This window comes from Roseimicrobium sp. ORNL1, from assembly GCF_011044495.1.
In the GTDB taxonomy this organism is placed as follows: Bacteria; Verrucomicrobiota; Verrucomicrobiia; order Verrucomicrobiales; family Verrucomicrobiaceae; genus Roseimicrobium.
In genome coordinates this window covers 3,890,071-3,915,472 of record NZ_CP049143.1, presented here as the reverse complement: position 1 = coordinate 3,915,472, position 25,402 = coordinate 3,890,071, and the positions used below count along the sequence as shown (strand labels likewise).

Annotated in this window: 22 protein-coding genes; all 22 read left to right on the top strand. The window is 55.4% G+C overall.

The features are described 5' to 3' along the window. Positions 1–5 precede the first annotated feature (5 nt). Positions 6–692, top strand: a complete 687-nt coding sequence (locus G5S37_RS15865) for a class I SAM-dependent methyltransferase (RefSeq protein WP_165205439.1) — start codon at positions 6–8, stop codon at positions 690–692. A gap of 499 nt (positions 693–1,191) precedes the next feature. Then, on the top strand, positions 1,192–1,890 hold the full coding sequence (locus G5S37_RS15860) for a hypothetical protein (protein WP_165205438.1): 699 nt from the start codon (positions 1,192–1,194) through the stop codon (positions 1,888–1,890). Between the two features lie 7 nt (positions 1,891–1,897). Then, positions 1,898–2,779 carry a hypothetical protein gene (locus tag G5S37_RS15855; protein ID WP_165205437.1) on the top strand — a complete coding sequence of 294 codons (882 nt, stop codon included), beginning with the start codon at positions 1,898–1,900 and terminating at the stop codon, positions 2,777–2,779. Positions 2,780–3,543: 764 nt separating this feature from the next. Further along, entirely contained in the window at positions 3,544–4,572 is a 1,029-nt protein-coding gene (locus G5S37_RS15850; RefSeq protein WP_165205436.1) for a glycosyltransferase family A protein, read from the top strand. 42 nt (positions 4,573–4,614) lie between these two features. Further along, positions 4,615–5,475, top strand: coding sequence for an FkbM family methyltransferase (locus tag G5S37_RS15845; RefSeq protein ID WP_165205435.1), 861 nt, complete (start codon positions 4,615–4,617; stop codon positions 5,473–5,475). Positions 5,476–5,683: 208 nt separating this feature from the next. Beyond that, entirely contained in the window at positions 5,684–6,901 is a 1,218-nt protein-coding gene (locus tag G5S37_RS15840) for an acyltransferase (protein ID WP_165205434.1), read from the top strand. Continuing rightward, positions 6,902–8,188, top strand: a complete 1,287-nt coding sequence (locus tag G5S37_RS15835) for a glycosyltransferase family 4 protein (RefSeq protein ID WP_165205433.1) — start codon at positions 6,902–6,904, stop codon at positions 8,186–8,188. A gap of 27 nt (positions 8,189–8,215) precedes the next feature. Beyond that, positions 8,216–9,556 carry a hypothetical protein gene (locus G5S37_RS15830; protein ID WP_165205432.1) on the top strand — a complete coding sequence of 447 codons (1,341 nt, stop codon included), beginning with the start codon at positions 8,216–8,218 and terminating at the stop codon, positions 9,554–9,556. A gap of 8 nt (positions 9,557–9,564) precedes the next feature. Then, entirely contained in the window at positions 9,565–10,740 is a 1,176-nt protein-coding gene (locus G5S37_RS15825; RefSeq protein ID WP_165205431.1) for a glycosyltransferase family 1 protein, read from the top strand. Further along, a complete protein-coding gene (locus G5S37_RS15820; protein ID WP_206026482.1) occupies positions 10,730–11,398 on the top strand; it encodes a hypothetical protein in 669 nt (222 codons plus the stop codon). Before G5S37_RS15825 ends, G5S37_RS15820 begins: the two co-directional genes overlap by 11 nt. 16 nt (positions 11,399–11,414) lie before the next feature. Next, positions 11,415–12,647, top strand: coding sequence for a glycosyltransferase (locus G5S37_RS15815; protein WP_165205430.1), 1,233 nt, complete (start codon positions 11,415–11,417; stop codon positions 12,645–12,647). A 25-nt stretch (positions 12,648–12,672) separates the two neighbouring features. After that, positions 12,673–13,446 carry a WecB/TagA/CpsF family glycosyltransferase gene (locus G5S37_RS15810; RefSeq protein ID WP_165205429.1) on the top strand — a complete coding sequence of 258 codons (774 nt, stop codon included), beginning with the start codon at positions 12,673–12,675 and terminating at the stop codon, positions 13,444–13,446. A 42-nt stretch (positions 13,447–13,488) separates the two neighbouring features. Beyond that, entirely contained in the window at positions 13,489–14,715 is a 1,227-nt protein-coding gene (locus G5S37_RS15805; protein WP_165205428.1) for a glycosyltransferase family 4 protein, read from the top strand. 1 nt (position 14,716) lies between these two features. Next, positions 14,717–15,289 carry a DapH/DapD/GlmU-related protein gene (locus G5S37_RS32710; protein WP_165205427.1) on the top strand — a complete coding sequence of 191 codons (573 nt, stop codon included), beginning with the start codon at positions 14,717–14,719 and terminating at the stop codon, positions 15,287–15,289. A gap of 352 nt (positions 15,290–15,641) precedes the next feature. Beyond that, positions 15,642–16,007 (top strand): VanZ family protein, encoded by a 366-nt coding sequence (locus tag G5S37_RS15795; protein WP_165205426.1) that lies wholly within the window; start codon positions 15,642–15,644, stop codon positions 16,005–16,007. Beyond that, positions 16,007–16,870 (top strand): glycosyltransferase family 2 protein, encoded by an 864-nt coding sequence (locus G5S37_RS15790; protein WP_165205425.1) that lies wholly within the window; start codon positions 16,007–16,009, stop codon positions 16,868–16,870. Before G5S37_RS15795 ends, G5S37_RS15790 begins: the two co-directional genes overlap by 1 nt. Before the next feature lie 37 nt (positions 16,871–16,907). Beyond that, a complete protein-coding gene (locus G5S37_RS15785; protein WP_165205424.1) occupies positions 16,908–18,536 on the top strand; it encodes an exosortase/archaeosortase family protein in 1,629 nt (542 codons plus the stop codon). A gap of 700 nt (positions 18,537–19,236) precedes the next feature. Next, positions 19,237–20,106, top strand: a complete 870-nt coding sequence (locus G5S37_RS15780) for a hypothetical protein (protein WP_165205423.1) — start codon at positions 19,237–19,239, stop codon at positions 20,104–20,106. A gap of 195 nt (positions 20,107–20,301) precedes the next feature. Next, positions 20,302–22,176: a hypothetical protein gene (locus G5S37_RS15775; RefSeq protein ID WP_165205422.1), complete on the top strand. Its 1,875-nt coding sequence runs from the start codon at positions 20,302–20,304 to the stop codon at positions 22,174–22,176. 18 nt (positions 22,177–22,194) lie between these two features. After that, on the top strand, positions 22,195–22,857 hold the full coding sequence (locus tag G5S37_RS15770) for a response regulator transcription factor (RefSeq protein ID WP_206026481.1): 663 nt from the start codon (positions 22,195–22,197) through the stop codon (positions 22,855–22,857). A 149-nt stretch (positions 22,858–23,006) separates the two neighbouring features. After that, positions 23,007–24,023, top strand: a complete 1,017-nt coding sequence (locus G5S37_RS15765; protein WP_165205420.1) for a hypothetical protein — start codon at positions 23,007–23,009, stop codon at positions 24,021–24,023. Positions 24,024–24,074: 51 nt separating this feature from the next. Further along, positions 24,075–25,397 carry an outer membrane beta-barrel protein gene (locus G5S37_RS15760; RefSeq protein ID WP_165205419.1) on the top strand — a complete coding sequence of 441 codons (1,323 nt, stop codon included), beginning with the start codon at positions 24,075–24,077 and terminating at the stop codon, positions 25,395–25,397. Positions 25,398–25,402 lie beyond the last annotated feature (5 nt).

The following is a 25,402-nucleotide window of genomic DNA, read 5'->3' as shown; positions in this document are numbered from 1 at the left end:
CTGACATGAACGAAATGTACACCTCCGGCGAGTACGCCTCCAAGAACCCCAACTGGCATCTGGAACACTCGCCCTTTAAAGCCGCACAAGTGTCGAAGATGCTGGCCAAGCATGCAATCAAGCCGAGGCGGCTGCTGGAGGTGGGCTGCGGAGTGGGAGGTATTCTCGAGGAACTTCGCAACCGCCTTGATCCAAAACCGGAATGCGTAGGATATGACGTGTCACCGCAAGCGATCGAATATGCGGCAAAACGAGAAGGGGAGGGATTGAAGTTTTTCCTCGGAACGCCGGATCCAAAAGCCGGGCGATTTGATGTTGCCCTCGCCATGGACGTGGCTGAGCACGTGGAGGACTACCTCGCCTTCATTCGCGGTCTGAAAGAATTGGCAGAGTGGAAGATCCTCCACATCCCCATGGACCTCAGCATGCTCTCTGTCGCGCGCCCTTCCTATCTGTCTCTGGCGCGCCAGCACGTGGGACACCTGCATTATTTCACCCTGGAGACTGCCCTGGCATCTGTGGAGCAGGCTGGTCTCGAAGTGAAGGACTGGTTTCTCACCTCTGTCGAACTGGAGCAGGGAGCGCCGGGACAAAAGAGGCTCATGTTCTTGCGGCGCATGATGAACTCGTGGAAGCCTGAACTGACAGCCCGCATTCTCGGAGGGTATTCGGTACTCGTCTTGTGCAAATAGGCGTGTGGCAGGCATAAGAATGAAGATTGCCATTCTATGTGAGGGAATCGAGCCGGGCAGAAGCGGAGTGGGCGACTATTCGTGGCGGCTTGGTGCAGCCCTGCAATCCCGGGGACATGAGGTGAAGCTTCTCGGCTTTTCAGATCGTCATGTGCAAGACAGCGTGAGTGGTGCCAGAACGGTAGGCGAGGGGGATGTGGAGTACGTTCGCGTGCCATCAGCCAGGCCCGTTCCCGCACGCTGGAATGAGGTGACAGAAGCACTCGCACGGTGGAAGCCTGACTGGACCAGCCTGCAGTTTGTGCCCTACAGCTTCCATCCCAAGGGCCTTGTGATGAGAAGTGGATTTCCGTTCAGCACAAACGAAGGCGGACGTCATAGCGTGATGGTGCATGAGACCTGGATCGGGCTGCATCCGGGAACCAAGGTGCGCACGCGCCTTCTTGGATGGGTGCAAAAGATGGGAGTGGCCTCTGCGTTGCGATCGTGGAACGCACAGGTGACGTACACCAGCCTTGAGCTCTATAAACGCACGCTGGGGAAGATTGGTGTTGTGGCTGATGTTCTTCCCATGTTTGGGACCTTGGAGCACGGGGAAGGGGAGTCGAGTGAGTTGAGAGCCCGGGTGATGCAGAGTATTCCAGCGCTCAAGACTGCCTCTGCCGACCAACTTCGATTGGTTGGCGTGTTTGGGGCCGTTCATGATCTGGAACTCCTTGTCCAGCGCCTGGGTGAACTTCACGTCCATGCAAAGGAGCATGGGCTGCACGTGGTGATCTGTCTGCTGGGTAGGTCCGCGGCACTAAGGGCTCAGCTGGAGCAGTCAATGCTGACGCAAGGATGTGAGGCTTTGCTGTTCGAAGCCAACGATACCGGAGATGCGAACATCGCTTCGATGATGAGGGAGATGGATGCCGGGATCACCACCACGCCGCAGGACTGCATTGGAAAGAGCAGCGCAGCGGCTTGTTTTCGTGACCAGGGGCTTCCGGTGCTATCCTGTAGTGCAGGGGCGTTTGTGGGAACTTCAGCGGCTCCGTTCTTCCTGGTGGAGGATTTCCTGCATGATGGGCTTTTGCTCTCTCCGCCACGCTATGCCGCGCGTGATCGGGTATTGGATGCCGCGGAGAAAGTGGAGTCAGATTTCATCCAGGCGTCCAACGGCAACGCAGGAATGGTTGCGCCGGTTCTGAGTTAATACAGTCATGACGCAAGGGAAGAGTTCAGTACGAACATTGCTGTGCCACAAGGATGTGGATCTCGCCATCCACTGCTTCGAGTCCGTGATGCGTCTTTCAGCGGACCCAGTTGAAATGGTCATCCATGAAGATGGATCCCTGACTGAGGCTGACTGCGCACTCATTCAGGAGAAGCTGCCTGGATCCCGAATTGTTTCCAGAAGGCTCGCGGATGAAGTGATGCGCGAGAAGCTGCGGGGACATCCCAACGCACTGAGCTTCCGCGAAGGTTCCGTGTGGGGATTGAAGCTGCTGGACGTGGTGCTCGCCGAGCCAGGGATGTGCCTTTACATGGATGGTGACATCCGGTTCTTCCGGCCATTCCGCGGACTATTCACCGATGAGGCCACGCGCGGAAGATGTGTGTTCCTGCGTGATACGGTCTGGCAGGCATACTCCATCAGGCCGTGGCATTTGACGGACAAGCGAGGGCTGCAAGTCGTCTCCGGAATCAATACGGGCCTGACTCTGTGCGATCCTGCGGTCTTTGATTTGGACTATGTAGATTGGTTTCTCGCCCAGAGTGACTGGCGGGTGATTCCGGCCTGGACTGAGCCCACTTGCTGGGCAGCGCTCGCCATGCGGGCCAATGGGCATGCGGTGAATTCGCGGCAAATCGTCAATCTTTATCGCAGCGCCACTCTCACCCCTGAGTCGATTGGCGGACACTTCCTGTCGGCATATCGGAGATTGTGGGAACAAAGTTTGTATGAGCCGCTACATACGGACTCGCCGATCATCGACGTGCGCATGGAGGCCCTGGAGGGACTGCATCCGTTCTGGTTGGGAATGAATCAGATTAAGCGAAAACTGCAAAACACCGTGTTGGTGAACAGGTGGATTCCTTGACTACAGTAGTGACAACCTGATGGCCATTCCGTCCAGCGACTCAACAGATGCTCCCACGCACGTGGTATTTTCCATCGCCACGAATGGCTATGAGAAAGTCTTTGCGAACTGCATTGAGAGCCAGCGCGAATACTGCCGTAGGATAGGCGTGCCTTATTGTCTTGTCACGGGACGGCCACCGTGGGGCATCAACGCACACGATTCCGCCTGGATGAAGGTTGCCGTCATGCGTCATCTGATCCAGAAAGTGACGGGAGGTGTCCTGTATCTGGATGCGGACTGCGAGGTGCAGAAAGACGTTCCAGACTTCAGAGTGTGGGACACGCGTGAACCGACGAAGAGCCTGTTTGCATGCCGGGACTTCTCAGAGAGGTTGAATGCGGCTGTCATCTATTGCCGCAGTACTCCTGCTGGTCGACAGCTGGTGCGGAAGCTGTACCGGTCCGCGTTTGTTCCGGAGCCATTTCTTCCCAGAGGCGACCGCAATCTCTACGAAAATGGTCACTTCATTTGGGTGCTGAAGAACAGCCAGCATGTGCATGTCATGCCCCATGAATGGAACTCCGGAATATATCGGCCTTGTACCGGACCGTGCATTGTCCACCACGGAGGCACCATCATGCGGGAATCGGCGGTCGGAACGCCAATGAACCTTACTTCCAGGGTGCACGCCGCGTTGGTTGCCTTGCGGTTGCCGCGGCACCTTGCGTTCTACAGGAGGTGTCTAACTTTCAGCGAGTAACTGCCAGGTCCTGGTAAAAGGTATGAATTCTAACATCAAAAATTTGGTATCAGTTTTGGTGCCAACCTACAATGCCGGTCCCTACTTGAAGGAACTGGTCGAATCAGTGAAGAGACAGGACTACGAAGAGTGGGAGCTGCTAATTTTGGATGACGGGTCTGGAGACTTGAAGTTTCCGGGGACCGAAGAATGCCTGAACGATCCGCGCATTCGGACTTTCACATGGGGGAAGAATCGCGGGGTGAGTCAGGCAACCCTGTTTCTCATGCAACAGGCACGAGGGGAGTTTTGGTGTTATCCTGGCGCAGACGACGTGCTAAAACCTGCCTTTTTGAGCGCTCGTTTGGGGGTGATGAATTCCTATCCAGATGTCGCCCTCGTGTTTGGCAAAGGAGGACAGATCGATTCTGAGGGAAAACAGGTATGGTTCGATCTCGGGATGCAAACTTTTGAAGAAATGCGTCCGCTGGAGAATCAATTGATTGAGCCAGAGCAGATGCTTCAAATATTGCTTGGTGGTAACATCATTAGTACACCTTCAATTCTGGGACGAACAACGGCCACCCTACCTATATTGACAAGGTATCAAATGGATTGGCGGTATTGTCAGGATTGGTTTTACTGGCTTCTACTGGCGTCCGGCGGCATCCGGTTTTACTACCACGGTGAGATGCTGCATGATTACCGTGTACACCAGCATTCCTTGTCTCAGTCAAACGAGAGTTGGGCTTGGAGAAACGTTGAGCCCTCACTCGTTCTGCTGACGGCATTACACCTTTCCGCAGGAGAGAGTTCACTGGCCTTGAGCTTCTATGAACGCTGTCGACATGAGCTGTATGCCAACTGGCTGGTTCGGAGTGCCCGATTCCGCAAGCATCCCTCATGGAAGCGTTGGTCTTCGCTGGCTAATTTGACTAAAATTCAACTGTTGGAGTGGCCGTGGGTGTTTTGGAATGTCCTTCGTGTTTATATTAAGAGAAGGCGAGCGCGCTCTCAGGCGAAGGTGATGCACGGTCTACCATCTTTTTATTCATCTTGGACAGAGAGTTAGATCCGGAGAGTTGACGAGACCCAGTTAAAAAAGGCCCTTTGTATGTCCATTGGAGATAAACTGACATTTCATCTCGCTCATTTGCGCAAACAACCACATCCCTTGCGCTATCTGGTGGCGTTGTTGCTTTCAAAAATGGGGATGGCCGGCATTTTCTCGTATCGACGCAACGGCGCCTCAATAAAAATGAGGTCGGGAGGGTTGGCCCGGCTGCTTTGGACGGAGCCTGAAATGCAGCTTGATGGTGAAGTATTCCTGTCACGTTTCTTGAAGAAAGGAAACGTGGTTGTGGATGTCGGAGCAAATATCGGTATCCTTTCCCTCTTGGCCTCAAATGCGGTTGGTGCTGCAGGGAAGGTGGTGGCCATTGAAGCGCATCCAGAAACATTTCGTGCGCTGGAGGATAACCTCCAACTGAATGGAGTTGAAAATGTAACAGCTGTTCACAGTGCAGTCGGAGCAGACGCAGGAGTAATCCAATTTAGCGATCGAATGGATGACGATTGGAACAAAGTCGAGCAGGGGCCAGCTTCGATTTCCGTTGAGATGCAAAAACTGGACGTTGTTTGCAAGACGTTGGAATCAATTGATGTGCTCAAGATCGATGTTGAAGGGTATGAATTGCCTGTACTGCGAGGGGCCGGCGAGACCTTGAGACGGACGAACTGCGTTCTGCTGGAGTGCTGGGGTGGGCATACGGAAGGGTTTGGTTACCGTCCTCAAGATCTGTTTGAGTTCATGGCTCAAAATGACTTTTGTGGGTATGCGTTAAGGGAGGAAAATAACCAGATCGCATTGGATGGTATATCGGACGGCACGCATGGGCAGAGTTTGGAGAATTTCGTTTTTGTCCGTGATTCCCGAACATTGTCTGCATTTGGCGTCGATCTGGCTCACAGGTGATGATGGGCGCGCGGGCAAGCATCGTCCTCGCCGCTGAGTTAAGGAAGCCAGCGTTGGTATTCACCAAGAGGAATCGAGATTGTCCTTGGGTTTCGTTTGGGGAGTGACCGTACTGTGTTTGACCCGTCGAAGGCTGCTTTGCTGTGCGAGAATTGGGTTGAGTATCGTGTGCTGAGAAAGGCCGTTGATGAAGCAGGGTAGAATCACCATGAGCGAGTTTCGAGTAGATGTCCTTCGCGGGTTGGCTGCGTTGGGCGTGGTGTTTTATCACGTGCGGTCGGAACTTTGGGTTGGTTGGAACGCGATAAGGATTCATCCAGAGAATTTTACTGTTCTGGAGAGGTTGCTTGCTTACCTTGGCCTGCCGATGCGCTTCATGGGGGCGGGAGTCGTAATTTTTTTCGTGCTTAGTGGATTTTGCATCCACAAGCCACAGGCAGAGCGGATCCACAAATTAGGGGGAGGGAAAGAAAGTGCCTGTCCCACGTGGTCAAGTTTCTACCTGCGTCGATTCTTGCGGATCTTTCCGCCATATCTCGCAGCCCTAGTTTTGAGCGGAGTGGTGCTGGTGGTTGTTGGCGCACTTAATCACCAGAGTATCGTCCGCTGGTTGGCGTCCGTTTTCATGATGCAAAACTATGTGCCGCCCGGTGGCCAGGTTGCTTCGAATCCTTCGCTTTGGTCGCTTCCGGTGGAAATGGAGTTGTATGTCGCGTATCCAGCGGTGTGGTGGATGATCAATCGCTTGGGGTGTTCGCGAATGCTGGTGTTTGTAGGATCGGTGTCGGCGGTGTCAATAGTGGTCTCGCTCAGTGGAGTGAGGTGGCTGGGAGGAAACTTTCTCAATTTCTGGGTGGTCTGGTGTGCCGGCGCGTGGGTAGCGGAGCGGAGCGCCATGAAAAGGCTTCCAGGCTGGACTTTGCAATGGGGTTTGATATTCGCGGGAACTCTGACGGCCGCCTGTGCGTCGGAGATGATGTCGTTTCCTGCAGCGAAATCTGTGTCGTTGTTGCTCTGGGGGGCGGTCGGTGTGCTGGCCCTCATTTGGGCTTCGTCAGACAAGTCAGGCGAGGGTTGGCTGGATGCCGCGTGGCCCGCGCGCGCTCTTGCGAAGGTGGGAGTATTCTCATACTCCCTGTACCTCGTGCACTACCCGCTATTTTTTGCCATGGGGCATTGGTGGAAGATATGGACGGGCGACAAACCCTCAAATCTTCTGGTAGCGATGGCGGGAATTCTGATCTCCGTCGGGGCGGCCTGGATATTCTATATCTTAATTGAGCGACCATCCCATGTGCTTGCACGGAGGCTTGGCCAGGAGCGAAAGGCCCGGTCAACCACCTTGGGGCCTGATGGGACCTTGATCACGGACCCAAATCTCGTCCGAACTGCCGTACATAGGGATCTTTCTGCCGAAGGAAACTGAATGATTCGTGTTGTCCATCCCACAGGGAATACATTTGTGCGCGCCTTGCTCCAAGCACTGGAGTCGGGTGGGCATGAATATCAGTATTCAACCACGATGGCCTTTGGAAAAGGGAAGCTCTCCAAAATGATCCCCTCGAGATTGAGGAGGCAGTTGGAGCGCCGGTCGTATGAAATTCCCCGAGAGCGGATTGATCTGCACCCGTGGCGGGAGCTAGCGCGCTTGGGTTGTTCCGGCTTGGGATGTCGATCACTCGCCCGGCACGAGACGGGGTGGGCAAGCGTGGATGCGGTGTATCAGGATCTGGACTATTGCGTGAGCCGTAAGATTCTTGCCGATTTTCGCCGCAATGCCATTCAAGAGCCGTCTTGGGTGTACGCGTATGAGGACGGCGCCTTGCAAAGCTTTCAGGCCGCTGAAGAGGCCGGGATAAAGCGGGCGTATGAACTGCCCATTGCCTATTGGGAGACAAGCCGGAAGTTGTTGGAGATGGAGGCGCAGCGGTGGCCGGAGTGGGCCGGTACGTTGGTCGGCACTGTTGACTCTCCGGCAAAACTGCAGCGTAAGACGCAGGAGTTGGAACTGGCGGATGTGATCGTGGTGCCAAGCCAGTTTGTGCGAAGGACTCTTCCTGATTCGCTGAAGGAGACTCAGCGAATTGTGGTGGCAGAATTTGGCAGCCCGGCCATTGAAGCGACCGCGCCTGATGCTGAGGAAATTCCTCGCCGGAGGAAGTCCGGTAAATTGCGCGTATTGTTCGCAGGGTCGCTGTCGCAGAGGAAGGGACTCGCTGATCTGTTTGAAGCCATGCGCGTGCTACGGAGATCCGATGTGGAACTCCTTCTGATGGGAAGTCCGGTGGAGTCGCTTGCGTTTTATCGCGCACAGAATGTCCCATTCACCCTGGAGGAAACCCGTCCTCACCGCCAGGTGCTTGAGTTGATGCGCTCCTGCGATGTGTTGGTATTGCCTTCCATTGTGGAAGGACGTGCTCTGGTGCAACAAGAAGCACTGGCTTGCGGGTTGCCGCTTATCATTACTCCAAACACAGGTGGAGAAGATCTGGTGAGGGAAGGGGAGACGGGGTTTGTTGTGCCGATTCGAGCACCTCAAGCCATCGCTGAGAAGATTGCATGGTTTGCAGACAACCGCGGCAACTTGGAATCTATGCGGTCGTCGTGTGCCGACGTGGCGAGGGCGTGCACTTGGGAGCGTTATGCAGGGATCATCTTGGAATCACTGGGTATCATTCGTAAGGACACAGTTTCGCAAGCAAGTGCGCATTGAATTGACGCTGGCCTGATCGTTCTACTCATGAGTGCCATCATTGCAGTACGGAGATTGATATTTTTGTATTTCGCGCTGCTTGTTTTTGAAGGAGCTCTGCGATTCTGGGTACTGCCCAGCCTTAGCAATCTCCTGCTCCTCGTCAGGGACCCGGTGGTCATACTAATCTACCTGCTGGCCGGACAGGCTGGAATCTTTCCAAAGAACACCGCGGTAGGTGCGACAATCATGCTTGCTTTGGTCACCGGTATGTACGGTGCGGTAGCGGGAGACGGTCCGATTCTAGTCACCGTTTACGGCTTGAGGGCGAACTTTTTGCATCTCCCCCTCATTTACGTGATGCAGCGGGCTCTTTCCGCAGAGAATGTGATGAAGATTGGGAAGTGGTCAATGTGGCTGATGATTCCTATGGCTTTGCTGGTGGTGCAACAGTTCCGATCGCCCCAGGGGAGTTGGATCAACATGGGCGGCATGAACACCCAATACGGCACCGTCCGGCCCGCAGGCACGTTTTCCTTTGTAAGCGGCATGGTGTGCTACAGCGCCCTGGTGGCCTCATTCCTTGCAAACTCGTTTGTATCGGCAAAGAAGGGAGGATGGACCCTGAGGATCCTGTGTTCTATGGCAGTCCTTGCGTCTCTTGCGGTGTCAGGTAGCCGGAGCAGCATTTTGTCGGTAGGCATCGTCTTCGTGATGCTCGTGGGCCTAAGTCTTGTGAGCGGGTCCGCTGCTCGTGGAGCCCTGGCGCTTCTGGGGGTCATTGGGCTGGGGGCCGCGGGGCTCTCCAGCACGGAATTTTTTGAAGAGGGACAACGCCAGCTTTCTCAAAGATTTGAAGATTCATCAGGGGGTGACTCCGTCGTAAGCAGTTCTCTGCAACGCGTGGCAGGCATGGCCGACTACCCGATGTGGGCTGCTCAAGAAGCTCCCATCATGGGGCATGGTATCGGCACTGGCACCCTTGTGGGCCACTTTCTGACGACGGGGCAGCGAGGATTTGGCGGGGGGCAGGAAACGGAGTTAGGGCGGATTTTTCATGAAATGGGCATTGTCTTCGGATCGATCTTTTTTGTTCTCAGATTGGGAATATGCATTCAGATGCTGAGACAGGGTTGGGGTGCGTTGCGCTATGGCAATCTCCTGCCGATGCTCCTATTTGGGGCGGGTGGCATGAATGTGCTGATGGGTTCATGGGGCATTGCGACCACCCAGGGATTCGCAACATTCACTGCGGGATTGTGCCTGGCTTCGGTGAAGGTGGGACGGCCGAAGAAGAAGAAGGCGGTCCGACGTGCGGAGCCCGAGCAGGCCAGAAATGACGAACCGCAGTTGCCAGATTCTGGGGAGCCAAAAGGAGTGCAGGGATGACTGGAAAGATGCAGACTGGAACCCCCGAAGTAATCTCCCGCGAAAGGTCGTCGATGCGGAAGCCCTTGCGGCTGCTGTTGGTCTCCAACTATCCGCCGGACAAGCAGGAGAGCATGCTACGATTCGCCGGCATCCTCGAAGGGTTCCAAACGCGGGGATTTCAAGTGCAGCGTATCCAGCCCGAACAGCGAGTCAGAGCTCGTTTCAGGCCCGACAGCAGAATGGCCAAGTGGGCGGGCTATGTGGACAAGTACCTGCTCTTCCCGCCGCGACTGAAACGCGTCTCAAAAGAGTACGATGTGGCGCATATCTGTGACCACTCCAATGCGCCCTACCATCGTGCGATCAAGTCACGAGCCATAGTTGCGACGTGCCATGACCTTCTGGCGGTGCGAGGTGCGCTGGGCGAGTCTACCTTTTGTCCAGCCTCGTCCATGGGGAAGAGATTGCAGGCGTCCATTCTGGACGGCTTGTCGAAAATACCGCACGTAGCCTGCGATTCGGACGCGACCCGAGCGGACTTCAGTCGGCTCACAGGTAGGCCGCCAGGGAGGACCCTGCGGACAATACTCCTTGGGTTCAGTGGAGTCTTCCGCTCACCTCCAGCGCAGGAGACGCAGCAGCAGCTTCAAGCGCTCGGAGTGCATGATGCGCCGTATGTCCTGCATGTGGGTTCCTCGCAGGAGCGGAAGAATCGCGAAGGCATCCTCAAAGCAATGGCCTTGCTGGGAAGTCGCTGGACGGGGAATATCGTGTTTGCCGGGGAGATGTTGAGACCTCACCAACGGGAGCTTGCGAGAAGCCTGGGATTGGAAAGCCGGGTGCGTGAATTGGGCAATCTCTCTGACGAAGCCCTGTGTGCCGTCTATGCGGGAGCTCATGCGTTGCTGTTCCCCTCGTGGTGCGAAGGATTCGGGTGGCCCATCCTGGAAGGTCAGGCGTGCGGTTGTCCCGTGGTGACGGCTGACAACACCTCACTGGCAGAAGTGGCTGGTGATGGGGCCATCATCGTTGCAGGAAACAACACGGAAGGGATCGCTGCCGCGGTCTTGAAGGTCGAAGAAGCAGGCTTCAGGCGGCAACTGATTGGCCGCGGGACCTCGAATCTCGATCGATTCAGGATGGCGGATATGCTCGATCACTACGAGAGAATGTATATGGAGGCTCTCGAAGATGCTGCGTAATCTGCTCCGGCTGCTATTGGTGCCGTTGCCGTGGTTCCTCAAACGTCCGGCATTGCAGTTCTTCTTTGGCTACAAACTGCATCCGACTGCAGCGATTGGGTTGTCATGGATCTTCCCCAAGGAATTGGTCATGGGCCCCCATTCCAGCATTGGTCACGGGAATGTGGCCATCCACTTGCAGAAGGTTCAGTTGGGCGCCTACGCTTCCATTGCACGGGGGAATTGGATCACGGGGTACCCGGTGGATGACGGCAAGCATTTCTCTCACCAAAGTGACCGCGCGCCTGAACTGGTCTTGGGTGAGCATACTGCCATTACCAAAAATCATCATTTCGATTGCACCCATAGCATCGGAATTGGAGCGTTCACCACCGTCGCGGGATACGGTTCACAGTTCCTGACGCACAGCATCGACGTGATCGAGTGCCGCCAGGATTCGAAGCCGATTGTGATTGGTGACTATGCCTTTGTGGGGACAGATTGCACGCTCTTGGGCGGAGCAGCATTGCCAAGCCGTTCAGTCTTGGGAGCCAAGTCGCTCTTGAACAAAGCGTGGCAGGAGGAATACCAGCTCTATGCAGGAGTGCCCGCGAAGCCGGTGAAGTCCCTTCCGAACGACGCGAAGTATTTTCATCGCACTACGGGGTTTGTTGAATAGTTTCCTGCATTCCACGATGCGCCTTCTCCACGTCACACGCTCACTCAGCATCGCCAGCGGCGGTACTGCCGAGGCGGTGCGATCGCTCTGTTGTGGATTGGCTGCGGAGGGAGTGCACAACGAAGTGGCCGTTTTGGATCCGCAGTCCGAGGAGGGTACTTCCATGGCGCTGCCTTGCGGCGTTCATTGGTTGGGAACGCGCGCGGGAGGATACGGCTACTCACCCAAGATGCTGCCCTGGTTGCAGGACCATCTGGGCGGCTACGATGCTGTGGTGGTGCATGGATTGTGGCAGTATGGCGGCCTTGCGGTCCGGCGGGCGGTTCATGCGAGAGGCGCAGGTGCACCGCCCTATTTCGTCTTTCCTCACGGCATGCTGGATCCGTGGTTCAAACAGCAGCATCCGCTCAAGCACTTGAAGAAGTGGCTCTACTGGCCGTGGGGAGAGTATAGAGTCCTGCGTGACGCCCGGGGCGTTCTCTTTACGAGCGAGACTGAGCGTGACATGGCTCGTCAATCGTTCGGTCTCTATCGATGCCATGAGATGGTTGCACCTTTGGGCATTGGAGCTCCGGAATTGGAGGGGACTCGCCAACTCGAGAGCCTGTACGGGGCGTTTCCAGAACTCAGAGGTAAGAGATTCCTCCTGTTCCTTGGGAGGATTCATCCCAAAAAGGGACTCGACCTATTGATTGGGGCCTTTGCTACATTGAAGGCGCAGGAAAAGGCTGCTGCTGATCTGCATCTGGTGATTGCGGGAGCCGCCGCGGGTTCAGGCGATGCAGAAAAACATGAGAGGGACATGAGGGAGGAGGTTGTCCGGCGCGGACTTTCGGATTCCGTGACATTCACCGGGCTGATTAGAGGTGATATCAAGTGGGGGGCCATCCAGGGGTGTGAGGCATTTGTGTTGTCAAGCCATCAGGAAAATTTTGGCATCTCCGTGGTGGAGGCTCTCGCCTGCAGTCGCCCTGTTCTGATCTCCGATAAAGTGAATATCTGGCGTGAGATCATCGATGACGGCGCTGGCATCTCTGGTTCGGATACCGAGGCTGATACGCTTGGGATGTTGAGCCGATGGGCGCTCATGAGCGACTCTCAACGAGAGGCGATGGGGCAACAGGCTCGTAGAAGTTTTGAGAGTCGGTTTGAAATTCAGGCTGCCGCACGCCATTTGATTTCCTTGTTGTCAGTGCAGACGGATTCATCTGGAAAGCCTGCTTTGGAGAAAGCGCCGGTTGTTGCCTGAATTATCGTTGTACCCTGTCTGCCTGATGCCTCATACCATCCTCGGAATCCCATTTTATGACGGCGATGTCGATGGTGCCGTGCGCAGTGCCGCGAATGGCGGGCTCGTAGTGGCACCGTCTGGACCAGGGTTGGCAGTGGATCTTGTCCGTGACCAAACTTATCGCGAGGCAGTGCAGACGGCGGATCTGGTGTTGCCTGACAGCGGATACATGGTGCTGCTATTGCGACTCTTGGGGCAGACGGATCCAAAGAACCCGCTGCGCAGGCTTTCCGGATTGGCATTCTTGAGGGCGCTTTTGGATGAGACGGAGCTTCGTAGAGACGGCGCTACATTCTGGGTTATGCCCAGCGAGGCGGAAAAGGTTCGCACCATGACGTACTTGCGTGGGCGCGGCTTTGACCATCTCACCGACGAAGATTGTTATCTGGCCCCGAGGTATCGCACGAGTGGAAATGAAAATGCGCCGATCCAGGATGAGGCCCTCGCATTGATCCTGGAAGCCAGGAAGCCGCAGTGGGTAATCCTGAACGTGGGTGGGGGGATTCAAGAGCCCCTGGGAGTGTGGCTCCGGAACAGGCTCTCCTATCGACCGGCCATCATTTGCACCGGTGCTGCCATTGCATTTTTGAGTGGAGGACAGGCAGAGATTCCACCGTGGGCTGATCGTTTGTATCTGGGCTGGCTGCTGAGGATCATCTCCGCACCGGCGAGCTACGTGCCACGCTATGCAAACGCAGCCCGTCTGGGCTGGCTGATGGCTCGTTGGAAGGATCGCATGCCTCCACTGCACACGTGAGCTGATGAACCTGGCAATTGCCTGATGGAAAAAACGATTTTGATGAATCGGATTGCTGCGCCTGAATTAGACATCCGCGCATCGGCAGATGAAGCGGCGCCGCCTTTGGAGCGCCCGATGCGCATCACGATTTTGCAGGGGGCGTTTCTGCCTGTGCCAGCCCTCATGGGGGGCGCGGTGGAGAAGGTATGGCATGAGATGGGGCGTCAATTCGCTGCGGCCGGACATACGGTCACGCACGTCTCACGCAGTCATCCGTCGCTTCCCGCGGAAGAAGTGGTGGATGGGGTGCGCTATCTCAGAGTCCCGGGAAGTGATACGCCAAGAAGTCTTGCCTGGCTCAAGGTGCTGGATCTCTTTTACACCTTGAGGGCACGGAAGGCACTTCCCGCTGCTGACATTTTGGTGACGAACACGTTTTGGGCGCCTTTGCTGCTGGCAGGCGCACGGCACCTGGGGGCTCTAGTCGTGAGTGTGCAGCGGATGCCCAAGGGGCAGATGCGCTGGTATCGGAAGGCGGCCTGCTGGCACACGGTCAGCTCCGCAGTGAGAGACGCGATCCTGGCCGAAGTGCCGGGCACCGAAGAGAAGATCCGTGTGATTCCCAATCCACTTCCCGAGAGCCAGGGATCTGGCGACGACGGTAGATTGGGGGCAAAGGAGAAAGTTCTGCTGTATGCAGGCCGGTTACATCCTGAAAAGGGAATCGAGCTCTTCCTTGATGCGTTGCGGGTAGAAGCCGTGCGCAGTGTCCTGGTGAGGGAGGGATGGCGAATTGAAATCGTGGGACCGTGGAGTGCCGCGGAGGGAGGAGGTGGAGAATCGTGGATGGACCGCCTGCGCAAGCATGCCGAGGGGCTCTCTGTGACCTTCACCGGGCCAGTACATGATCCCGCCCTTCTTCGCGACTACTATCAGCGAGCCGCGATCTTTGTTTACCCATCGCTTGCCAGGACGGGAGAAACTTTTGGAGTTGCTCCCCTGGAGGCCATGGCTCAAGGCGCGGTGCCGGTGGTGTCTGACCTTGAATGCTTCAGGGACTTCATTCGCGATGGTGTGAACGGCCGGATTGTGCGAGTGGAGGGTGAGAGCGGAGTGGCAGACCTCGCGGAAGTCTTGCAAAAACTCATGGTGGATGCGGATGAAAGAACTCGCCTGGCTCAAGCGGCACTGGCAGTGAGAACTTCACATGCGCCCGAGCGCGTTGCCGCCATGTTTTTGAAGGACTTTGCTTTGCTATCCACACTGGCAGTCAAGGTATCGCATTGATATGAGTTCACTGCCCCAACCCGAACAAAATCTCCAGGAGACGCCCTTTGACAGTCCGTGGTCGGTTGGGCTGCGCATCAAGGTGGTGCTTTGGGATCTCTGCTGGGCATTTTGCTGCCGGTGGACTCCCAAGCCTTTGAATCGCTGGCGCCTGCTATGGTTGAGAATGTTTGGCGCCACGCTGGAAGGGCTTCCCTTTGTTCACCAGCGGGCGAGGGTCACACATCCCTGGAATCTTACGCTGCATGATCGAGCCTGTCTGGGGGACGGCGCTCATGCCTATGCTTTGGGGCCAATTGTGATCAAGGAACGGGCCACGATAGCGCAGGAAGTGTACCTCTGCACGGGCACGCACGACTTTGTGGATGATGCCCTGCCTTTGCGCACCGCTCCCATTGTGGTGGGAGCCCATGCGTTCATTGGGGCTCGGGCATTCATTCTGCCCGGAGTTTCTGTTGGCGAACGCGCTATTGTTGGAGCCTGCAGTGTGGTCAGCCGCGATGTGCCCGCAGGAGCCAAAGTAGCGGGAAATCCAGCAAGGATTCTCGGGAAGTGGCAGGCTCACGAATCCTGAATGATGGATTTTGTTCCTGCGAGGTTCTCGCAGCAGGCGGGCAGGAAATACGCACATCTGGTTTGTCATTCCCCCCCTGAAGGTATCTTTCTCGCAGTTGTACTCGAGTTGGGATACCGAAGCGGAGCGCCTTTGTACAGTCAAGATGTGGGGCGTGTCCCGGAGTCATGATGCTCCGAGATTTGCTGGAGCAGGACGATAAGGATCCTGCGGAAGTTCCAGCATTCATAAGCAGGCCATCTGAATGCTTGCTTTCGGGATTTCCTTTGGCAGGTTCCCGCATTCTTATTGAATGAGGTACATTCTGACCAACGCAATCCACCCCAAGCTTTGGAGGTGGTTTTTTTTGCTCTTGTTGATCGTATTGAGTTATCTCAGCTTCAAGCCGAATCCCGCGATTCAAGAGGAACAGTGGATGCCGGGCAGCGTAACGGCATGGTTTGACATGCATGACCAGTGGAAGAATTTCATCGGCTTCTGGAGCTTGGGGTTCGCCGGATTCATGACCTGGCCCCAGGGCGTGAAGGGTTCCAAATGGAAACTCTGGGCCTCGATGACCCTCGTGATCGTGGTCATGGAACTCATTCAGATTCCGATTCCGAGGCGATGGTTTGATTTTAAGGACATCCTTGCCGGCGGACTCGGCATCCTGGCTGCCTGGCCCTGCGTCGACTTTGTGCGCCACCTCATTGCTCCATCCAGCAAAACCTCCGACTGATGAAAGTTCCCGTCTCCATTTTAGTTCCCATCAAGAACGAGGCATCTAATCTTCCCCGTTGCCTGGCTTCAGTTTCGTGGGCTGACGAGGTCTGGGTGGTGGATTCCTCCAGTACCGATGGCTCCCAAGCCATCGCTGAGTCGCATGGGGCGAAAGTGGTGCAGTTTCACCTGGTAGGCACCTGGCCCAAGAAAAAGAACTGGGCGCTGGAGAATGTGCCGTGGAAGCACGAGTGGGTTTTCATCCTCGATGCGGACGAGGTCCTGCCCCCCGAGGCTGAAGAGGAGTTCCGCGCCATTGTGACGGGGAATTCACGGGATGTGAATGGGTACTGGATCAACCGGCGCTTCATGTTTCTCGGCCGGTGGCTTAAGCATTCGTACTATCCCAATTGGAATCTCCGCCTTTTCAGGCATCAATATGGAAGGTATGAAAAGCTCACCGACGCTGACACCATGAGCGGTGACAACGAGGTGCACGAGCATGTGGTCATGAAGTCCGGCACGACTGGGCGGCTCAAGGTGGAGATGGACCACTATGCGTTTCCTACAGTGGATGTTTTTGTGGAGAAACACAACCGGTACGCCAACTGGGAAGCCCGGGTGGCGTGCGAACAGAACGAGAACAGTTCCGCCGCGCTCCAGCATGGCACGGTCAGCTGGCGCAGACGTCTCAAACTTTTCTCACAGAAGCTTTGGGGAAGACCCTTTTTGAGATTTCTCTATGTCTACGTATGGCAGAGGGGGTTTCTGGATGGAGCGGAAGGCTACCATTTTGCCCGTCTTCATGGGTTTTATGAATATTTGTGCGTGGTTAAGACTTTTGAGTGGCGCAACCGGGTGAATCGTGCTTTAGATCGCTGACTCCCGCCGGCCGGCTGCCGTCGGTCTGTGAAAACCGATGGAACGCATACAAGCTAATCTGTGGCCTGAAGAGACGATCCCCGCCGGTGAAGGGATTCGCCATTCGGTGCGGCGCTGGTGGCCTGCGATCGTTGGGTTGATCGTTGTCTGGGGTGTACCTATCTGGCACCTTTCAACGGACTGGAGCCTGAGCGATCAGTACAGCTATGGCTGGGTTGTGCCTCTCTTGATGCTCTACCTCGTCCGGCTGAGGCTCACGGACGCCCCCGCGCCGTCTCTTGGCTGGAAGGAGGATCGGAAGAGGGCCGCCATTACGCTGGGCGCGTTGATATTCCTCTATTTTCCCCTGATCGTCATTCGCGTTGCGAATCCCGACTGGCGTCCCTTGGGGTATGTCATTGCAGGTCAGGCGATCGTGATTACCTGGATAGGCGTGTACCTCGCCGCAGGCTGGCGCGTAGCGTGGCACTTTTCAATTCCGTTGCTCTTCTTTCTTGTCGCAGTGCCGTGGCCGCGTCCGATTGACGCTCCCGTCATGCACTACCTGATGGAAAAGAATGCAGGGATCGCCATTGAGGGCCTGCTCTGGGATGGCATTGCGGCCATGCGCAGGGGGAATCTCGTGGTGCTGCCCACCGGCACGGTCGGCGTGGACGAAGCCTGCAGTGGAATCTACTCCCTACAAGGAACCCTCATGCTCTCGATTTTCTTGGGGGAGATGTATCGGTTGGGAGCAACGCGCCGATTGGTGCTTTTGCTTGGAGGGGTAGGGGTTGCCCTTGCGACCAATGCTATTCGCACCTATTGGCTTGCCGCGGTGGCCGCGACGCAGGGTCTCGAAGCCGTAGAGGGCTGGCATGATTCCGCAGGTTATACAATCCTTGCTGCCAACTTCTGCGCGTTGTGGCTGGCGACCGTGGGTCTGACACGACTGCCAAGCCGAAAGTGGCTGGTGACGGGCGATCTAAGCGAGCGCATCTACAGGCATTCTGGTGATGACACTCGTCGCTGGTTCGTGCCGACGGGACGCTGGTTCGCAGCGCTGACTGCAGTCGTCGTCGTTGGTTTTGTATTCAGCGCCTGGTGGTTCGCAAGGGGCGAAGCGCACGCGGAAGCCCCTCTTTCCTGGCAGGTCCAACAGCCTACGTCATACCCTGGATTTGCGACGAAGAGGATGTCTGACAAAGTCGCGATGACTTTGCGTCACGACGCAGGCTGGACGGGATCTTGGAAAGGGTCCCACGGGGAGCGGGTACAGGCATGGTATCTGCGATGGGCACCCGGCAAAAACTCGCCGCAGCTTGCGTCGATGCATGATCCCCGAACCTGCTTGAGCGGCCTGGGACTGGAGATGCAGGCAGAATTGTCCCCTTGGGAATTTCGTCAAGATGCCCTGGCGTTACCAGTAAAGACCTTTCGCTTTCGCGATGGCACCGAAACCGTGCACGTTTACTACGCCTTGTTGGATGATCGGCCTTCCAAAAAGATGGAGCGAAGGTACGACAACACGGTGTTTAGCCGACTTGAGCTCGCGTGGGAGGGAGTCAGGAACCGAGGCCAGCGTCTGGTGGAAATCGGTGTGTGGGGGAATCTCTCGGAAGAAGACGCTCGCAAGGAAGTCGAAAAGTTTTTGAGGAGCTATACAAGTATACAGCCTCAGGTTTAAAGATTTTCCGTACTCCGCAAAGCTGACAATCGAACGATGGCACCTTTACACACTTCCATACAAGGAACTTTTATAAGTCTCTGTTTAGACTGGCACGGCAATTGCGTGGGCGGCTTGAGTCTGAATGGATGTCGAGGTTTTTGTAGTCCAAAGACTACAAATGAATCTTTGCCTAGATTCAGTTTTAACCGATGATTTAGCCGTTCAAATCAATCACCACGTCGAACAATCTCCCTGAACTGACAAGGTCAACCTAAGAATCACACTCTGGCTTATGAAGAAATCTTACTGGCTGATGATAGCGGGACTTGCGGTGGCAAGCAATGCTCACGCGGCGGATTTGACGTGGAACACTGCAAACTCGAATTGGACGGCTCCTGGTGCGTGGACGGGTGGTCTCACGTGGGCCAACGGAGATACCGCAAATTTTCCCGTGGTGGGATCCACTGAAAATGTCAATCTCGGTGCTGGTACGGTCACTGCGCTCGACGTTGGGGTGGTGTCCAGTGGAACCGTGCCGACACGAATCATCGCGGATCAGGCGAATAGTAGCTTGGTTGTTCAAGGAACCGTAAATCTTGAAGGGCGCCTGCATCTTGTCAGGGGATCTGCCGCTGCTCCAGCAGAGCAATTTACCTTAAGCGGCGCAGGGGTTATTGGTGCAGGTCAGCTCACGTTGAGGAAAGAGGCTACGGGGGATATGTTGGTGGGATTGACCGGAGCAAACACGAGCGTGAATCCCTCCGGTGGGACGGTGAATATCAGCGGAACCAGCGCTGGACTTGTTGGATTCTACGGTTCCGGTAACAACTCCATTGGTCGTGACTTCGTGGTCACGGGTGGCGTTACGGCTTATCTTGGTGCGACTACGGGTGCTACTGTTTCATACTCTGGTGACGTCACGGGCGCGGGCGCTTCGGTGACACAGATCAACTCAGGCACCTACGGTCATGATGGCGTGGTGAGATTGGATACCGGAGCGAGCCTGCTTACCACCTCGGTCGTGGTGGATACGGGAACGCTCATGATCAATGGTGGGGATATCGGTGACACCACTGCTCTGACTCTCGACGGAGGCACGCTGGCCATGGGGAACGCTGGATACACCGAGACTATCGGAACCCTCACGGTGACGGTAGGGTCTGTCATTGACTTCGGCAGCGGTGGTAGCACCCTGTTCTTCTCTGCCTCCGATGTGAGCGCTTGGGGCGGCGTGCTGCAAATTTGGAACTACACCGCGGGCTTCGATCACCTGTACATCGGTGAGGACGATACCGGCATGGGCTTTGGACCTGCCGTCTATTCGGCGAACACCCAGCTTGGTCCGAACACCACGGTCACGGACAACATTATCTTTTATTCCGACAACGGCCAGACGAAGATTCTCACCAACGGTGGTTATTACATAGGGGGTGAAGTGGTTCCGGTCGGAGATATCATGCCGGTTCCCGAGCCTGCGGCAGTGATGTCGGTGCTTTTGCTGGTGGGTGTGGTGTTCTGGAGGGAGCGTTCCTTCTTCGCCCGAGTTCGCCGCAGTTCATTGCAGCCGCTGCGTCCGACGTTCGCATGAGGTCTGCGAAGGATCGCCTCTGACTGCTGACGCAACTCTGTTTGCCAGCTAGTCGAGGCGATTGAGTCTTAAATTAAGACATAAAGGATGATTTATGTCTTGAAAAAACCTAAAGCATCGTTTAGAGAATCATCCTCCTCGTCAATAAGCCCACAATTTCAACGAAACACAGAATAGGTACAAAAGGAAGCCGTCATGCCAAGCGACAGCAAAGCTCCTGAATACTTCACGCCGGGAGAACATTTCAGAAGAAATGTTCTCCCGAAGCTGATCTGGATGGGTGTGCCTGTCTTGATTGTTGTCGCTGTGGCGATTTGTTTCGGACCCGATCTGGTTAGTCGGATAAAGACATGGAGAGCGCATAAGCTCGTGGACTTCGCCGCGGTGCACAAGCAAGCGGGCAACGAAGTGGAAATGCGTGACAAGCTGCTTCAGGCCTATGGCTTGAGCCCCTATGACAAGCAGGTCTTGAAGGCGATGGCTCACGACTACGCGAGTTCACCTCAAGAATCACTGCAGTTCAAATACCGTCTCGCCACTGGCTCCGATGCCAGTCGGGAGGACAGGATCGAATTCTTTGAGGCTGCTCTTGGGACGGGCGTAATCTCCATCGCCCAATCTGAGTTTGAAAAGGCTCTCAAGGATCCTGCGACCAAATCAGACGACAAGCTTTCCGAGTTGTGCTCGAACTACCTGATCCGCGTTGGAGATACGAAGCGGGCATTGGAATGGACAGGTGGTGCTGCAGCGGCCAAAGAAGAAGTGGCTGCTTCAGCTTCTCCGACGGCCCCGCCTCCCAAGCCGGTTATATCCGCGAACCCAAAGCTCAACCTCACCAGGGCAAAACTGTTGCTGGATACAGTGCGCCCAAATTCAGCCGGACTCACGCAAACCGCTCAAGAGGTGGTTGCGTTGCTGGACACCTGTGCCCAATCCGAGGATGCGAGTTCCCGTCGGGAAGCCAGCCTGCTGCTGGCTCGACTTTATGTCACTCTGGTCCCGGTGCGTGAGGTGGTGGATACGAATAAGGCCCGGGAAATATTGAAATCGCTTGGCGAATGGTTTGGCGAAGAACGCTGGGAAGCCCGGCTTGTTGCCGCGGACCTTGAGATGTTTTTGGACAAGGATAGTGCTCAACGCCTGTTCGATGAGCTTATTGAAGAGTCGAAGAAGGCAACGGAGCCAACCCGTTTGGATCTGGCCAGGTGGCTGAATGCCCGGAAGCAGCCTGAACGTGCGCAGAAGCTTGCGGAATCACAGATGACCCCAGAGAAACCTTCCCGGGATTGGTTTCTCATCAAGATGGACGCCATGGCGTCGGCGAACAAATGGGCCGAAATTGAAACGATCCTATTGGATGCAAAGGGCGTTCCGATCGAGGAGTCCCTGGGCAGACTTTTCCTGTGGCGCGCCGCGAAGGAGATGAAGAGCGAACCGGCGGTGTTGGAGCAGCGCATGGCAGTGGTGCTGCAGCTGGCTGAAAAAGCGCCGGCTCCCCAAGGATTTTATATAGCCAGCTATCTTGAGAAGTTTGGCGAACAGGACCGGGCTGCTTCGATTTATCAAAAGCACACCATGCTTGAGTCGACTGCCATGCCGGCATTCTTGGGCCTTGTCCGATGCCTGTCAGCCGATCCCAAGCAGTCTTCGATGCTTCGCGATGTCCTTGAGCAGATGCTTGCCCGCTTTCCGAGCGTGCGTGAAGCGCAGAACGACCTGGCTTATCTCAATCTTCTGGATGGCCGCAAACTCGGTGAGTCGAGTCAAACCGTTCTGAGCCTGGCGAAGGACTCGCCCGAAGTTCTTGCCTACCGCACCTCGCTGGCCCTGGCTCAATTGCAGGCCGGTCAGTTTAAGGATGCCGAGAAAACCTACGAAGGCATCACCCTCGACTGGACGAAAATCAGTCCTGGCTGGCGGGCGGTCCGTTCCGCGGTTTTAGCGGCGAACGGTCAGAAGGATCAGGCTGCCACGATTGTTCAAGGCCTCGATCAATCCACCCTCAGGGACGGCGAACGCAAGCTCCTTGAGAGATTCGCAGTGCCCATCACGCCTTCCGGAACCCCATAAGGTCTTGAGATGAGTTCCATGGCGCACAGGCACGATAAAATTGCATCACAAAAGACTATTTTAGTGGTTGATAGCCATGAGGTCGTCCGGGAAGGGGTGCGCCAGATCATTTCCCAGAGGTTTCAGGACTGCAAGGTGCTTATGGCCACGGATAGTGCACAGGCGATGCAGTTGCTGAGGCAGGAGCTGGAGATTGATCTTGTCATCCTTGAACTGCTGCTTCCTGGCAAAGGTGGTCTGGAACTCATTCATGAGATTTCAAATTTTAAAAAATCCATTCCGCTCCTTGTCCATACTGCGAATAACGCCACCAACTATGGTGTGCAAGCTGTCCGGCGCGGGGCATGGGCCTTTGTTGAAAAGCAGAGCGGCGTTGAGGAACTTACTGCTGCAATCTCAGCACTGTTTAGTGGAAGAAAGTTCTTCAACTCGCAAATTGCGCAAAAGATTGTCTCAAATGTACGCCAGGGAGAAGAGAGGCCGCGACATGAGAAACTTTCGAACCGGGAATTTTTGATACTGCGAAAACTTGGACATGGCGTGGCTATCAAAGAGCTGGCTGCCGAACTGTCCTTGAGTGCCAAGACGATAAGCACTTATCGCACGCGTCTTTTTCGTAAACTTGACATTCAGTCACTTGCGGAAGTTGTGCGATATTGTATCGAACATGACCTGAAATGAGTTCAAGCACTTTCCGCGAGCGACAAGTGCTTTTAGAGCGTCCCGCAGGGGATGTGTGTGATGGTGTGAAATGCCAGTAACCCCATCATATCGTTTTCCATTCCCTTGCAAAAGTTGGTCCGCAGATTGCTAACACTCCTGTCGCAAATATGAAATCTTCCTTCGCCAGCACATTGTTTATCGTGGGTGTGATGGCGCTTGCCACTGGTAGTGTTCTCGGTGACGAGGTGCAAGGCAAGGTGGTCGCGAGAAAAGGGGAAATGGCCATCGATGGTGTGGACGCTCTCGAGGGCAAACTGGAAACAGAGGGGAAGGATGCTCGCCGTGGCAAGGCGACAATGGGAGGTGAGGAATATCACGAATTCGTAAACCCAGGCCAGCTCCTTCAAACAGGTGCCGAATCTGCCGCGGTATTTCTTCCCGTGCCTGGGCAGGTGGTGGTGCTTGGAAAGGATACGACTTTTCGAGCCAAGAAACTTGAGCTCATCACTGATGGCGGCAAGATCGCGGAGCGTCGGTCTATTGGAGGCCTCAAAGGCGGTTATGTGCAATGTTCACAGTGGAAGCCAGAGGAGGGGACCACCCACCTGCGGCTCGATGTGCCTTGGGGCTATGTGCACGCTGACGGATCAAGCTGGGGGACTTGGGTGTCCGACGATTCCGCACGGGTTGGCGTGTACTCAGGCGTCGTCTACGTAGTGATCAATGGGCGCGAAATCAAGCTGCTTCCGGGGCAGATTATGTTCTTGGACAACTTGGAAGGCTTTGCTCCGGTTGGAACTGATAAGGAGGTGCAGTCCGTGCTTGCCTGTGATCCGGCTGAGCCCCTTCCTGGGGAGATACGCATCGTAGATCTTACGGTAGGCAGAGTCATTCTCATCGACGCCAATGGCGACAGGCATAACAACCTCATTACGCCCGCAGATCTCAATCTGGTGAGGTCTGCAAGAGATCTGTTCCAAGCTGGTGTGTCGGGCTTTGTAACTTCGGTCTCCAGGAATATGCGCATCGGGTTCACCAACTTGCTGGACCGGATTAATCTTACCCTGCTAAAGGAGACGGTGCCTACCATTCCACAGATCATGGAGGATCAGTTGTTTCCGGAATGGAAACAGAAGGAGCTGAGGGTTCCCACTGACATCGCATCGGAGTCAACACCGGGTTGAGATTCTTCAATTAAACCAAACACGAAAAATTCGGCAATACCGCGATACCTAATGGGCACACACTTCCAAGACACATCCATCCATGCCAGGGCAATTGCTCTGGCACTGGCGCTTCTTGGGATGTGCCCAGCAACCGCTGAAGTGGTGACCAAGGTCAGACAGGACTCGGTGCGGGATATGTTGTTTCCCTTCAACAAGAGCGCGGCGGCGTCGGGTCCCGAAGAATATGTGTGGGATGGGGACGAACTTGACTATGTGGTGGAGAAGAGAATGTGGGAGCTGGACAGCCGTTTGATGGTGGGGATCTGGTACGACGACAATTTGTTCCTGGACGATGGGGAGACAAAGGAGCCTGTCGGTGACTACTACTTCAGCGTTAATCCCAGTTTTGACCTTAGTTTCGGTCCGAACGATGCTGGCCTTGCTGCCACTCTCTATTATAACATTGAGAAGCAGTGGTATATCCAGGGGAAGACCGACGACGCCATCAATCAAGCGCTTGCATTCAGGTTGCTATGGACCGGGGCGAAAGCCAGAGCATATCTTAACCTGAGTTGGGCGACGGTGAATGGAAACGATGTGGATGTGGGAACGCGTCTCAAGCGAGATGGCGCCCAACTCTCTGTAGGAGCATCTTATATCATTGGGGCAAAGACCACTGTAGGGGTGGGATTTTCAACGATTCTTCGCGAATACACCGGAGGGTTCTCGGATTCGATGGGTTACTCGGCCTCGGCATTTGCCGACTACCAGTTTTCGCCGAAAACGTCCTTTGGCATTGGTGTTGGTTATGGTTACACCGAAGTGGATGGAACGCCGGACTATAGATTCAGCGAAGTGGGTGGACCAGCCAGTTACAACAGCTACGATTTGAATCTTCGCGCAACTTGGGCTGCCGCGTCCCGGCTTACTTTGAGCGGAACTGCGGGTGTGCAGATGAACGACACCGCGTACGAGCAAGAGTACACACCTACGTTCTCCATCGATGTCGACTACGATCTTCTCGGGGACGGGAAGACCAGTGCCAAGCTTAGTACTTATCGCGATTTTCATCCTGCGGCCGCGCTTCGCAAGCAGGCGTACTGGAGTACTGGTATCTCGCTGGACATCACGCACGCCCTCACAGAGCGGACGCGTATCGGGCTTGGTGTTGGGTATGAGTTTGCTGACTATGTTGCCATCACCTACGGCAACCGGTTCCCAGCCACCCGCGAAGACAGGTATTATTACGTCCGTCCGAACATTACCTATGCTTTGAATGAGCGCCTCAGCCTCTCGTTCCTATATCAACTGAGCGTCAATGATTCCGAGGGTTTCGGTGCAGCGTCGTTTGAGCGCAACTGGATGGGGGTCACCTTGAACGCTGCCTTTTGAGTGCC